The organism is Serratia sp. A07, from assembly GCF_058725505.1.
In genome coordinates this window covers 370,953-384,076 of record NZ_JBZXDO010000001.1, presented here as the reverse complement: position 1 = coordinate 384,076, position 13,124 = coordinate 370,953, and the positions used below count along the sequence as shown (strand labels likewise).

The window sequence follows — 13,124 nt, the reverse complement described above, 5'->3', positions numbered from 1 at the left end:
CGCGCCATTCTCGTGGCCTTTTCCCGGATTATTATGCGAAGCCAATACGCCATAGTGTTCGCAAAAGGCGGCATAGCGAGCCGTCTGTTGCGCTCGTTCCCCCTCTGACAGTGGACGCCAGGCCGCTGACAAACTGTCGGTGCGGATCTCTGCGGGTACACCGCCCAGTTGATGCAGGGCATTCTGCATTCCTTCAACCAGCGCACTGTAGCTTTCACCGCCGAGAACAACGCTCATCCAACTCCAGTGACTCCAGGGCAGGCGGAGGTGGAACAGCCGATGGGGAAACGGCTGGCCGGCGATGGTGATGGCAATACTTTTAAGTTCGGTGAAGTCAACGAAGGCCTGTGCTCCAGGCTGATGTTCCTGGATAAACATGACTTCTTTCTCACCCCCGTGCTGACTCTTCCAGGTTTTGATGCGACGTTGCAATGTACGCAGAATCGAATCGGGGTATTGGCCTGGATGTGAATCCTGCAGGTGCTCAAGCACAGTGATCGGCGTCAGAGCAGGTTGCTGTTCAAGCATCGGCTGTATCTCGTTTTGCCAAACGGGCTCGAGTGGATCTTTGCGTGTTCGCCAGTGGTGCTGGCCAACAGGTTGGTGCTGACCTTTGTCGATCCGTCGGGCTGAGCGAACAGAGACTCCGCTCCTGGCAGCGGCGACTTCTTGAGTCGCCCCTTTATTCCGATTTTTCATATAGAGAATGACCTGTTTGTCGGTAAGAGCCACAACATCTCCACGATTGAGTAGGTTGTGATCTCAGATTACAAACCGGCCAAAATAATTGTCGCGAACCGGCCAGATTAATTGTCGTCAGATAAAGTACCCATGATGGAAAAAAAAGTGATTATGTTGGCATTGGTTGCGGCGAGTTTTTCGAGTGCTTTGCCGGCCCTGGCGGCAGACGGGCAGGTTAATTTTACCGGGAATATTGTTGATGCCGCGTGCAAGGTCACAAATGACTTGAGTAATCCATTAAATGTTGTTCTGGGCGATGTGGCCCGAACGGCATTTGCGGGGGGCAAGGGATCCACTTCCTCGGCGACTAAATTTACGCTGGAAGTGACGGATTGTCCGGATACGGTAAAAAGCGCCACCGTTAAGTTCGACGGCGCGGCCGATAATGGTGACAACAACGTATTGCAGCTGACCCAGGAAACGGATGTCGCCACGGGCGTTGGCATCCAGCTGTCTGATATTTCTAATAATGTTCTTCCGCTTTACACGGCCTCAACGGCCTATCCGCTGGCTTCCGGCAGCGGCGTGAAAAACAATCTTGATTTTACCGCGCGTTATATTTCCACGCTTGCAGATGTGACTGCCGGTAAAGCCAATAGCGTCGCGACCTTCACGCTGAATTACAACTGATAATATTTTCTTGCCCGCTGGTTTCCAGCGGGCCGTATTGCCTCGGAGATAATATTATGCGGTTTAATTGCTGCAGTGCCCTAATGGGATTCATCTTATTATTATTTTTTTCTACGGCGCAGGCCGGTGTGGTTGTCGGTGGAACGCGAGTAATTTTTAACGGTGAAAAAAAAGAAGCCTCAATCAGCGTCGACAACCCGGACAACGAGCCATATTTAATCCAGTCCTGGCTGGATAATCAACAGAGCGGCGTGGATAAGATAGCCTTTATCATTACGCCGCCTTTATTTCGTCTGGATGGGCATCAGGAGAATATGCTGCGCATCGTCCGCGTCGGCGATGACTTGCCGAAGGATAAAGAGAGCCTGTATTGGATGAATATAAAGTCCATTCCTTCGACAGAACACACGGGTAAGTCGAACACGTTGCAAATCGCGGTAAAAACGCGCCTCAAACTGATTTATCGCCCTGCGGCGCTGCTCAAACAGGTTCCCGAGGATGTGACTCAACGGTTGACGTGGCAGCGCGTCGGCAAGGAATTAAAACTCACCAACCCCACGCCGTATTATATGAATTTTCATTATGTTCGCATCGGCGGGCGCGAAATGAAAGAGGTGACTTATATCGCGCCGATGAGCAGTGAAATGTTTTCATTGCCGGTTTCTGGCGCGTCGTCGGTCAGTTGGAAATTAATTAACGACTACGGCGGCACGGGCAAGGAGCATCAGTCAGGTATTTAACCCGCCAGGGGATGGGCGGCAGAAGGGAATAACGAATTCAATAATGGAGCTAATGAATGATAACTCGTCAGCGTAGAGCAGCGAAGCGGGATGCTTGGCTGAAGCGCATCGTCTTATTCACGGCAACCACGGCGGTATGCGGCAACATGGCCAACCCTGCCTTTTCCCGTGACTATTTCAATCCAGCGTTGCTGGAAACGGGGCGTTCGGGCCAACAGCCTGTTGACCTGTCGGTGTTTGAAAACGGCAACCAGGTGCCCGGCAAGTATCGGGTGGATATTTGGGTGAATGACATGCTGATGGAGACGCGTGATGTTCGGTTTGTCATCAAGCCCGGCGGCGACGATAAAGCCGGCCTGCAGCCTTGCCTGACGGGGGAGGATTTACAACGGCTCGGCGTGAAGATCGAGCGGTTTCCCGCATTGAACCGCGCGGAAGAGTGCGCGAATTTGGCCGCCATCCCGCAGGCCTCGGCGCAATTTCAATTTAACCGCCAGCGGCTGGTGCTGAGCATTCCCCAGGCGGCGTTGGAAAATCGGGTGCGTGGCTATGTACCGCCCGAACTGTGGGACGAAGGGATGCCGGCGATGCTGCTTAACTACGGTTTCACCGGCAGCAACAGCAAGGGGCGCGATCGTTTTACCCAGAGCGCGAGCAGTTACTACCTCAACCTGCGGCCGGGTTTCAATCTGGGGGCCTGGCGGGTGCGGAATTACACCACCTGGAGCTACAACAGCGGCGGTGGCGGGCGGCAGTCGGAAGATCGCTGGGACACCGTCTATACCTACGCCCAGCGCAATATCATCAGCCTGAAGAGCTTGCTCACGCTCGGTGAAAGCAGCACTCCGTCCGATGTGTTTGACAGCGTGTCGTTTCGCGGCGCGCAGCTGGCCTCCGATGACGACATGTTGCCGGAAAGCCTGCGCGGCTATGCGCCGGTGGTGCGCGGCATTGCGCGCAGCAACGCGCAGGTGGTCATTCGCCAAAACGGTTATGTCATCTACCAGAGTTATGTCGCGCCGGGCGCATTCGAGATTTCTGACATGTATCCGACCGGCGGCAGCGGCGATTTGGACGTGACGATCAAAGAGGCGGACGGCAGCGAACAGCATATGACCGTGCCTTTTGCCAGCTTGCCGGTATTGCAACGCGAAGGGCGCCTGAAATACGCGCTGACGTCCGGCCAATACCGCACTTACGATCACAGCGTGGAGAAAAAGGTTTTCTCGCAGGGCAGCCTGATTTACGGCTTGCCGGCCGGCTTTACCCTCTATGGCGGCGGGCAATTCGCCGGCCCGTATCAATCCTTGGCCTTGGGGGTGGGTAAAAACCTGGGCGAGTTCGGCGCCCTGTCGGTGGACGCGACTCAGGCCTGGGCGAAACAGGAACATCAGCCGAAAAGCGACGGCCAGTCGTGGCGCGTGCGCTACAGCAAAAACATCGTAGCGACCGGCACGAACTTCGCCATTGCCGGCTACCGCTATTCGACCAGCGGCTATTATGGGCTACAGGAAGTGCTGGACACCTACCGCAGCGGCAACCGCTACGCCCTGACAGACCGCCGTAAAAACCGCGCCGAGATTACGCTCAACCAGAATTTATGGGAGGGGGCGGGGTCGCTTTCCCTCAGCGCGGTCAGCGAAGATTACTGGAATTCCGAGCGCAACATGCAATCGCTGAGCGCGGGTTACAACAATAGCTGGAATGGCATCAGTTACGGTTTTAACTACAGCTACAACCGTAATTCACAGGCGATTTACGGTGACTCAGACCGGGGACAACGGCGTATTTACGATCGCGACCAACTGTTTGCCTTCAATATCAGCGTGCCATTAGAGAAATGGCTGAGCAACACCTACGCCACCTATAGCCTCAATACCAGCCAAAAAGGCAATACCAGCCATACGGCGGGGCTCAACGGCACGGCGCTGGCCGGCAACAACCTCAACTGGAGCGTACAGGAAGGGTATGGCAATCAGGGCCAGGGCAACAGCGGCAATGCCAACCTTGACTGGCGCGCCACCTACGGCGAACTCGTCGCGGGATACGCTTACGATCGCAGCCAACAGCGCGTCAACTATGGCGTGAAAGGGGGCGTGATTGCCCACGAAGACGGCGTCACCTTCGGCCAGCCCTTTGGCGAGACGGCCGCCCTGGTGACGGCGGCCGGCGCCAGCGATGTGGCGGTCGGCAACCAGGTCGGGGTGAAAACCGACTGGCGCGGCTATGCCATCGTTCCTTATGCCACCCCTTATCGCAACAACTCGATTCGTCTTGATGTGGAGAGTTTGCCGGATGATGTCGATCTCGCGCTGACCAACCAGTCGGTCACGCCTACCCGCGGCGCGGTAAGCCGGGCGAATTTCAAGGCGCACGTCGGTAAAAGGATCCTGATGAGAGTCACGGATCCACATGGGGTGCCTCTCCCTCTGGGGGCCAGCGTCCGCGATGCGGATCATTCGGCGCAGCCGTTCCTGATTGGTGGGGATGGGTTGGTTTATCTGTCCGGCATGACGGAACAAGGCCGGCTCATCGTGCAGTGGGGGCGAAATGCCGAGCATCAGTGCCGCATCAGCTATCAACTGCCGGCGGAGAAACCCGCAGCAGGGATCCAAACCCTCGATGGCGTTTGCCAATAGATCTCGCTCCGTATCCATCATGACTTGTTAAGTGAGAGTGAAAATGAACGTTTTTATCAGGATATTCGGTTACGGCGCTCTGCTATGGCTGGCGACGCTAACGACGGTGGCGTATGCCGGCACCTGTACCACCAACGCGAAAACCATCCGCATGGGGTTGCTGACGCTGGCCGTGGATCCGCGTATTGAAATCGGCGAACAGTTGGCTGTCCGTACGGAAAACAGCATCAGCGGCACGACGTTTTCTTTTCTTTGCTCGGGCTCGGTGGCCTATCGCTCCCTGTCGCCGCTGACGCCGAGTGCGCTGCCCGGCGTGTTTGAAACGGGCATCGACGGCGTAGGCGTGACGATTTCGGACCTGTGGCAGAGCAATAAGAACGTGCCTTTCAATACGGCGATTTCGCCCAACCTGCTGACGCCGTGGATCAACCGCAATGATGTCAGGCTGACGTTTATCAAAACCGGCCCGATTAAAACCGGCGGTGATATGGGGGGGAAGATTATCGCCAGATATTATCTGGACTCGACCTCGGTATTGGACTTGAGCATTTCCGGCATGAAGGTCATTCAGAAAAGCTGCCTGGTGGATTTGAATTATAAAAATCAAACGGTGGACTTAGGTAGCCCAAAACGCAGCGAATTTAATGGGGTCGGCAGCAGCGCGGTGTCTTCCGAACGTAACTTCTTCGTGGTCCTGCAATGCCAGGAAGACAATATTCCGGTACAGGTGACGTTTGAAGCGGCCGGAAATTCGCCGGGCGTAGGCATGATCGCTATTGCCGACGGTTCTGATGCGGCAAAGGGCGTTGCCGTGGAGGTCCTGGACGAGAACCGTAATCCGCTCACGTTTTCCCGGCCGATTAACTATCACACCGCTGCCGAAAAAGAGATCAGAATTCCCTTAATGGCGCGTTATAAGCAGACGGGGGACATTAGCCCCGGGCAGGCCGATGCCGTCATGACATTCACCATTACGCAGAATTAAGGGAGCCGCATCAAAAATATAATGCCGTCTTTTCCCGCGGCATTATTGGTGGCATCCGGCGCTGCAGGCCGATGCCAATGCAATGACAACACGCATGTATGGCTGTGTTTGTCCGTTTAAATATGGAGATTAACCAATGAAAGAACTGTCTGTTATCGAAATGAATGAAGTGTCAGGCGCCTATTCCTGGGATATGAGCAATGGGCTGGCCGGCCTGATTGGCAGCGCCGTCACCAATGCCGCGGAAGCCGTTTCGTCCGTTGCTTTGGGCGCCGCGGTCGGCAGCATGGCGGGCGCCGTCATCGGCGGTAAGCACGGCGGCGACGGCGGTGGTCTGCTGGGCGTCGGCTCCATTGGCCAGGGCGTTGGCATGGTCGCTGCGGGTATTCTGGGTGGCGTGGCCAGCGGCGTGGCCGCGGCCGTTGTTGGCTGGGATACCACCCTGGAATACTCCAAAAAAGGCCTCGATGGGCTGAATAACGGCACCATCAGCTAAATCAATATTGCTGTCCAAGGCCGCAGCGCTCGCGCTGCGGCTGTCTCTCGGTCAGGCATGCGCAGGTCTTCCTATGAGTGATAATAAGAGCAGAAATATTTTCCGCCAGGAGGCGGTCAATTATCAACGTCAAAGATGGACCGGCAGAGCGCTGCTGATTTCCGGCGCGTCCAGCTCTGTGATTGCCGTGACGTGCCTCGGTTTTATTCTTATTTTGGCGAGCGCGCTCTATTTTTGTGAATATACGCGCAGGGTGGATGTCGAGGGGGAGGTGATCAGCATTCCGCATTCGACGAACGTTTTTTCTTCCCAATATGGCTATGTGAATCGGTCTTTCCACCAGGCCGGTGATGTGGTGGAAAAAGACGAGCCGCTGTATATCATCGATGTTTCCAGAAGCACGGCCTCGGGTAATGTCAGCCATATTGCCGCGGGTGAAATCAACAAGCAGATCGGCAATCTGGATTCGATCATCAGCAAGCTGAAAAAAAACAAAGACGCGATGCTGGAGAACCTGAGAAAACAGATCGACAGCTATGAGATAGCGTATAAAGAAACGGAAAAACTTAACCTCAGTGCCAGAGACGGCATGGAAAAAATGAGGGAGAGTTTGAAAAACTATGAGCATTACCTGACGAAAGGGCTGATTACCAAGGATCAGCTGAATTATCAGCGTTCGCTCTTTCAGCAACAGCAGAGTTCCTATCAGGCGCTCAACAGCCAAAAGATTCAGCAGAATATCCAGCTGTCGCAGCTGCGCAGCGATCTGCTGATTCGCGCCGCCGATTACGACAATCAAATATCGCAAAGCGAATCGCAACGCAGCGAGCTGCAACGCCAATTGGCGGAATCCAACGCCGGCGACCAGGTGATTATCAAGGCGCCGCTGAAGGGGAAAATCGAGTCGCTGAGCGTGACCGCCGGGCAGGTGGTCGAGAGCGGCAGCAGCCTGGCACAGATCAAGCCGATTGAGAACATCAAATATTATCTGGTGTTGTGGCTGCCGAATAACAGTTTGCCCTACGTGAAAATCGGCGATGGCATCAACATTCGCTACGAGGCTTTTCCCTCGGACAAGTTCGGCCAGTTTCCGGGGCGCATTGAATCCATCTCTTCGGTTCCGGCTTCTCCGCAGGAGATGGCGGAATACAGCAGCGGCAATAAAAGGGAGCGAAACGCCTACTACAAAGTGTTGGCGTCCATCAGCGACACGCAATTCAGCGACAAAGGGAAATATCTGGAGATCAGCAGTGGGCTGCAGGCCAGGGTGATTGTGTTCCTGGATAAGAAACCGCTTTATCAATGGGCGGTCGCGCCTTTGTATGACATAAAAAACAGCGTAGTGGGGAGAGTCGATGAAGGATCATAATCTTTTTGAACGGATCAACGAAAAGTTAACGTTCTCTCTGCGTAAACGGGTGCCGAGCATCTTGCAGTCGGAGTCGTCGGAGTGCGGCCTGGCCTGCCTCGCGATGATCTCTTCTTATTACGGATTTAATGTGGATATGCTGAGCCTGCGGCAGCGATTCGGCATTTCCACCCAGGGCGCGACCCTGGGCACCCTGTCACAAATCGCGGCGCAAATTCAGCTGAAGACGCGGGCCTTGTCGCTGGACATCGATGAAATCAATCAGCTGAAAACGCCCTGCGTATTGCATTGGAACATGAACCATTTCGTGGTGCTGGTTAAGGTTCAGCGCGCGGGCTTTGTGATTCACGACCCTGCCTTCGGGCGCCGAGTGATTGGCCTGCAAGAGATGTCGAACCATTTTACCGGCATTGCGCTGGAGCTGTGGCCCGACAAGGCTTTTCAGCAAGAGACCTTAAAGACCCGTTTACGCCTGCTGGATTTGATGAAAAATATCGAGGGGCTGCCGGGAACGCTGCTCAAGATTTTTGCCTTATCGCTCGTCATCGAGTCGGTCAACCTGCTGCTGCCCGTGGGGACCCAGCTCGTGACCGACCATGTCATTCAGGCGCATGACTACAGCTTGCTGACGGTCATCTGTTTGGGGTTGATCTTCTTCACCCTGTTTCGCGCCGTGGTCAGCATCGCCAGGGCCTGGATTTCCATCGTGCTGGGGACGCTGACCGATATCCAGTGGAAGACGACGCTGTTCGAACATTTGCTGAAGCTGCCGCTGGACTTTTTCGAGAAACGGCACCTGGGGGATATCCAATCGCGGTTTTCCTCATTGGATGCGATCAGAACCACCTTTACCAATAATATCGTCGGCGGGATCATCGACGGCATCATGACAGTCGGCTTGTTCGTGATGATGATGGTCTATGGCGGCTGGCTGGTCTGGGTGGTGTCAGGCTTCACCCTGGTCTACATCCTCATCAGGATGATGACCTACCGCACCTACCGCCAATTCTCGGAGGAACAAATCGTCAAGGCGGCCAAGGCGAACTCGCACTTCATGGAGACGCTGTACGGTATTTCCACGGTCAAAGCGCTGGGCATCAAGGAAACGCGCTCCAGCTATTGGCTCAATTTGAATGTCGATGCCGCCAATACCAATATCAAAATCACCCGTTTCAATATGATGTTCGGCGGGATCAATACCTTTATCACCACGCTCGATCAGGTGGCGATACTTTGGCTCGGCGCCATGATGGTCATCGACAATTCTATGACGCTCGGCATGTTCATGGCGTTCAACGCCTATCGCGGCCAGTTCTCGCAGCGGGCTTCCAGCCTGATCGATCTGGCGATCGGCCTGCGCATGCTGTCGCTGCACAATGAGAGGATATCTGACATCGTCTTTACCGATGCGGAGGCGGAGTCCGCGCCGCGACAGGTTTTCCCCTCGGGCACGGGGATTGCCATTGAGGTAAAAAATCTTACGTATCAATATGACGCGCTGTCGCGGCCGATCTTCAAAGACCTGAATATGCGCATTGCGGCCGGCGAAAGCGTGGCCGTCGTGGGCGCCTCCGGCGCGGGCAAGACCACCTTGCTGAAGGTGATGTGCGGTTTGCTCAGCCCCACTTCCGGCCAGGTTTTGGCCGACGCGATGGATATCCATAAAGTAGGGGTGAATAACTACCGTAACGCGATCGCCTGCGTGCTGCAGGACGACCGGCTGTTCTCCGGGTCCATTGCGGAAAACATCAGCGGGTTTGAGGTCAATGCCAATAAAGAGCTGATCATGGCCTGCGCGATACACAGCAATATCCACGATGAAATCATGCAGATGCCGATGGGCTACGAAACCCTGATCGGCGAGTTGGGCAACGGCATCTCCGGCGGGCAAAAGCAACGTCTGTTTATTGCACGCGCCCTCTACCGGCGACCAAGCGTGCTGTTTATGGATGAAGCGACCAGCCATCTGGACGTTGAGAATGAATTGGCGATCAATCGGGCGATATCTTCGCTGAATATCACGCGCGTGATTGTCGCCCACAGAAAATCGACGATCGACTCGGCGGATAGGGTGGTGGCGCTGGGGGCCGCGAGCGGCGGCTAACGCTCGCCCGGCAACCCAGGCTGTCCCCGCGGCCAAAATCGCGGTAAAATGCAGCAGTTGACCTTATCGCACGCCATCAGGCCGCCGTACTCGCTATGAAAATGCGCAAACCGCGCCGTCCGCCCGGGCGGTGGATCTATTACATCCTGCATGAAGACATGCTGTGGCCCTGCCCGGTCAAATGGGAGTGGGAGAGCGGCTATAACGCCTGGCTGCCGTTTTACTATTCCCCCACGCTGGAGTTCGTCGCCGGCAACCCCGCCCGCGCCACCAAGGTCAGCAGCGGTCGGCGTTAAGCGTTCAGCGCGTGCTGCTCGCCTTGCCGCCCGGCATCCGCTCACCTAAGATCATTGCATCACCCACAGGTTTTCCGGGAGCTCCCATGTCTACTCTGTTTCGCACTTCTCTTTGCGGCGCGGTGGCGTTGCTGCTGCTGGCAGGCTGTCAGCAAACGGCGCATAAACCGACGCCGCCGCTGCAGGCGCAGTTGGATCACATCGCTTCGATGCTGGCCGGCGGGCACTTCCTGCGCGTGGACTGCGGGCGCAGCGATGTGCCGGACGATGTCAAATTGCAACGCACCGCGATGCGAGCGGCGCAGCATCGCGGCTGGGATACGCAGGCGGCAGGGTATCGGCAGCTGCCGGCGCTCACCCAGGCGCGCTACCTGACTCTGCAGCAGGACAATCAGCTGCTGACGGACAAATGCACCACGCTCAGCCGCAGCACCGCACGCTTTATCGCGGCGGCGCAGGCCGATCAGGAAGACTACATGGAGTAGCGCGACGGTGTGCCTTTCGGGCGCTCGTCGCGGGCGCCCAAAAATTCTTTGCAGGATAACGATTTATCGCTCATCATTTGAAATGATGTTTCACTTTTATCCATCGAGCCCACCTTGAACCTGTATGCCGCCCTGAGTCAGCGCGTGGAAAATACGCCCTGGTACGCCAAACGGAAAAGCTACCGCGTGCTGTTCTGGCGCGAAATCACGCCGCTGGCGGTGCCCATTTTTCTGGAGAACGCCTGCGTTCTGTTGATGGGGGTGCTGAGCACCTTTCTGGTGAGCTGGCTCGGTAAAGAGGCGATGGCCGGGGTGGGGCTGGCGGACAGCTTCAACATGGTGATCATCGCCTTTTTCGCCGCGGTAGATCTCGGCACCACCGTGGTGGTGGCCTTCAGCCTCGGCAAGCGCGATCGTCGGCGGGCGCGCGCGGCGGCGCGTCAGTCCCTGGTCTTGATGACCGGCGTGGCGCTGCTGTTGGCGGCAGGCATCCATCTGGCGGGCGAACCGATCATCGATGTGATCGCCGGGGCGGCCTCGCCGGAGGTGAAGGCGCTGGCGCTCTCTTACCTGCAGACCACGGTGTGGAGCTACCCGGCGGCGGCGATTGCGCTGATTGGCAGCGGCGCATTGCGCGGCGCGGGCAACACCAAGATCCCGCTGCTGATCAACGGCGGCATGAATATCCTCAATATCATCATCAGCAGCATTCTGATTTACGGCGGGCTCGGCTGGCACGGGCTGGGCTTCGTCGGCGCCGGGCTGGGGCTGACGATTTCCCGCTATATCGGTGCCATCGCCATTCTCTATGTGCTGGCGATCGGTTTTAACCCGGCGCTGCACATCACGCTGAAAAGCTATTTCACGCCGCTGAAGATGAGCATCCTGTGGGAAGTGCTGGGGATCGGCATTCCCGCCAGCGTCGAATCGGTGCTGTTCAACGGCGGCAAGCTGCTGACGCAGATGTTCGTCGCCGGCATGGGCACCAACGTGATCGCCGGCAACTTCATCGCTTTTTCTATCGCTTCGCTGATCAACTTGCCGGGCAACGCGCTGGGCTCTGCCTCGACCATCATCGTGGGGCGGCGGCTCGGCAAAGGCGAGATCGGCCAGGCGGAGCGGCAGCTGCGCCATATTTTCTGGCTGTCGACCCTCGGGCTGACCGCCATCGCCTGGGGCACGGCGCCGCTGGCCGGTGTCTTTGCCGCGTTCTATACCTCGCAGGATGACGTAAAAACGGTAGTGAAAACCCTCATCTGGCTCAACGCCGCCTTTATGCCGATCTGGGCTGCTTCCTGGGTGTTGCCCGCCGGGCTGAAAGGCGCGCGCGACGCCCGCTTCGCCATGTGGGTGACGATGCTGGGCATGTGGGGCTGCCGCGTGGTGGCCGGCTATGTGCTGGGCATTGAACTGGGCATGGGCGTGGTGGGCGTCTGGCTGGGGATGTTTCTCGATTGGGCGGTGCGCGGCGCTTTGTTTTACTGGCGCATGGTCAGCGGGCGCTGGCTGTGGAAATATCCGCGGGTCAGGCGCACGGACGCCGGATAGTCTCGTCCGTGCGAAGCCTGCCGGTAGCCTGGGGGACACCGGCAGGAAAAACGCGTTCAGAGGGAAGGGTACCAGCGCAACGACTTATTGACCGGCCCCGGCGTGACCAACACTTTGCCCCGGCCGGCCAGATTCAACAGCAGGTTGCGCGCCTGATAGATGGTGATGTCGTTAGACTCGGCCAGCTGGCGAGTGGTGGGCCACTCGCCGGGGGGCGGGGGGGCCGCACCGTTGGCCACAGGGCAGAGGCGGTGCAGCGTGGTTAATAAATGCTGCTGCAGGTTTTGTAATTCTTGTTGTTTTGGCGTGCGTTTTATCATGTCAGCCTCCCTTAAGCCTCAGCCGAGTTTTGATATAACGGTAAGCGTCTCCCGGACAATAATGCTCTGTTCCGGCAATACCCTTCTTGAACCGGTCGCGAACGCCTGCCTGAACCCGATATTTCCGTTGCGATAATCCCGCGGCACTCACCGATCAGAAGGGGTAACGGGGTGGCTAAATGCTCAGCCTGCTGTATGTAATGGCTGTAATTCATATCTTTTCTCCATTATTTACTGCCCGGTGCCGGTTTTTACCGGACCGAATTGATAAGCCTCCCTTTCCTTTTCCGGATCATTATAACGCAAATAGAAAAAAGGCGATCAATAATGTCGCGTGATATATATTTTACGAGATAATTGACTGGCGTTGTTAATTTTACGATCTGTTGTTTCGCAAAAATATATTTGCCCTGTGGTTTTTGGGCTTATATCTCGTATTTATTGCTTTTGCCGGAAATGACTTTTCAAATTGTCGCGGTTTTTGTAACAATATTCGGGCCAAGACAAGCGAATAAGTTAAATCTTAGTGTAATTTTCATGATGGGTAGTAAATTTTGTGGAAATTTAAAGATTTGATTTTTTTCTTTCTCGTCAGCGTGAGTTTTGCTGAATACCTAAAATGGGTAATGATGAAATAAAATACGCGATTTAATTATCGTGAGGGTTTGCTTTGTCTGCGGATAATACCGTTTTCATTCTGGATTATATAAATAACTGTTAAAGGAACGGGAGCGATCCTGCGCTTTTACATAAATTAAAGGAATAAGTGAA

At 55.8% G+C, this 13,124-nt stretch carries 12 protein-coding genes; 10 read left to right on the top strand and 2 right to left on the bottom strand.

Annotation, left to right across the window (positions count from 1 at the left end):
- The coding region (gene istA / locus AC4PR2_RS01890) for an IS21 family transposase (RefSeq protein WP_492174860.1) at nt 1–699 on the bottom strand (699 nt) is incomplete at its 3' end.
- 132 nt (nt 700–831) lie between these two features.
- Between istA and AC4PR2_RS01885 the strand changes: the two genes are divergently transcribed.
- The 10 genes from AC4PR2_RS01885 to AC4PR2_RS01840 all read left to right on the top strand — a co-directional run bounded on the left by AC4PR2_RS01885 (nt 832) and on the right by AC4PR2_RS01840 (nt 12,033).
- Nucleotides 832–1,371 (top strand): fimbrial protein, encoded by a 540-nt coding sequence (locus AC4PR2_RS01885; RefSeq protein WP_038872246.1) that lies wholly within the window; start codon nt 832–834, stop codon nt 1,369–1,371.
- Between the two features lie 56 nt (nt 1,372–1,427).
- Complete coding sequence (locus AC4PR2_RS01880) at nt 1,428–2,111, top strand: fimbrial biogenesis chaperone (protein WP_084827581.1); 684 nt, start codon at nt 1,428–1,430, stop codon at nt 2,109–2,111.
- A 56-nt stretch (nt 2,112–2,167) separates the two neighbouring features.
- On the top strand, nt 2,168–4,750 hold the full coding sequence (locus AC4PR2_RS01875; protein WP_197802947.1) for a fimbria/pilus outer membrane usher protein: 2,583 nt from the start codon (nt 2,168–2,170) through the stop codon (nt 4,748–4,750).
- A gap of 43 nt (nt 4,751–4,793) precedes the next feature.
- Entirely contained in the window at nt 4,794–5,735 is a 942-nt protein-coding gene (locus AC4PR2_RS01870; protein WP_060420468.1) for a fimbrial protein, read from the top strand.
- A 136-nt stretch (nt 5,736–5,871) separates the two neighbouring features.
- Nucleotides 5,872–6,231: a hypothetical protein gene (locus tag AC4PR2_RS01865; protein WP_492174852.1), complete on the top strand. Its 360-nt coding sequence runs from the start codon at nt 5,872–5,874 to the stop codon at nt 6,229–6,231.
- 73 nt (nt 6,232–6,304) lie between these two features.
- Nucleotides 6,305–7,600 (top strand): HlyD family secretion protein, encoded by a 1,296-nt coding sequence (locus AC4PR2_RS01860; protein ID WP_492174859.1) that lies wholly within the window; start codon nt 6,305–6,307, stop codon nt 7,598–7,600.
- Nucleotides 7,587–9,704 carry an ABC transporter transmembrane domain-containing protein gene (locus AC4PR2_RS01855; RefSeq protein ID WP_197802945.1) on the top strand — a complete coding sequence of 706 codons (2,118 nt, stop codon included), beginning with the start codon at nt 7,587–7,589 and terminating at the stop codon, nt 9,702–9,704. Before AC4PR2_RS01860 ends, AC4PR2_RS01855 begins: the two co-directional genes overlap by 14 nt.
- A 95-nt stretch (nt 9,705–9,799) precedes the next feature.
- Nucleotides 9,800–10,000, top strand: coding sequence for a hypothetical protein (locus AC4PR2_RS01850; RefSeq protein ID WP_016927170.1), 201 nt, complete (start codon nt 9,800–9,802; stop codon nt 9,998–10,000).
- Between the two features lie 86 nt (nt 10,001–10,086).
- A complete protein-coding gene (gene gspS / locus AC4PR2_RS01845; protein WP_060420474.1) occupies nt 10,087–10,485 on the top strand; it encodes a type II secretion system pilot lipoprotein GspS in 399 nt (132 codons plus the stop codon).
- Nucleotides 10,486–10,599: 114 nt separating this feature from the next.
- Nucleotides 10,600–12,033, top strand: coding sequence for an EmmdR/YeeO family multidrug/toxin efflux MATE transporter (locus AC4PR2_RS01840; RefSeq protein WP_492174851.1), 1,434 nt, complete (start codon nt 10,600–10,602; stop codon nt 12,031–12,033).
- Between the two features lie 56 nt (nt 12,034–12,089).
- Here the strand turns inward: AC4PR2_RS01840 and AC4PR2_RS01835 are convergent, their stop codons facing one another.
- Entirely contained in the window at nt 12,090–12,353 is a 264-nt protein-coding gene (locus tag AC4PR2_RS01835) for a FaeA/PapI family transcriptional regulator (RefSeq protein ID WP_060420478.1), read from the bottom strand.
- Between the last annotated feature and the right edge of the window lie 771 nt (nt 12,354–13,124).

Coding starts and splice junctions, on each gene's coding strand:
- AC4PR2_RS01885 (WP_038872246.1), top strand. CDS start 832: ATGATGGAAAAAAAAGTGATTATGTTGGCATTGGTTGCGGCGAGTTTT.
- AC4PR2_RS01880 (WP_084827581.1), top strand. CDS start 1,428: ATGCGGTTTAATTGCTGCAGTGCCCTAATGGGATTCATCTTATTATTA.
- AC4PR2_RS01875 (WP_197802947.1), top strand. CDS start 2,168: ATGATAACTCGTCAGCGTAGAGCAGCGAAGCGGGATGCTTGGCTGAAG.
- AC4PR2_RS01870 (WP_060420468.1), top strand. CDS start 4,794: ATGAACGTTTTTATCAGGATATTCGGTTACGGCGCTCTGCTATGGCTG.
- AC4PR2_RS01865 (WP_492174852.1), top strand. CDS start 5,872: ATGAAAGAACTGTCTGTTATCGAAATGAATGAAGTGTCAGGCGCCTAT.
- AC4PR2_RS01860 (WP_492174859.1), top strand. CDS start 6,305: ATGAGTGATAATAAGAGCAGAAATATTTTCCGCCAGGAGGCGGTCAAT.
- AC4PR2_RS01855 (WP_197802945.1), top strand. CDS start 7,587: ATGAAGGATCATAATCTTTTTGAACGGATCAACGAAAAGTTAACGTTC.
- AC4PR2_RS01850 (WP_016927170.1), top strand. CDS start 9,800: ATGAAAATGCGCAAACCGCGCCGTCCGCCCGGGCGGTGGATCTATTAC.
- gspS (WP_060420474.1), top strand. CDS start 10,087: ATGTCTACTCTGTTTCGCACTTCTCTTTGCGGCGCGGTGGCGTTGCTG.
- AC4PR2_RS01835 (WP_060420478.1), bottom strand. CDS start 12,353: ATGATAAAACGCACGCCAAAACAACAAGAATTACAAAACCTGCAGCAG.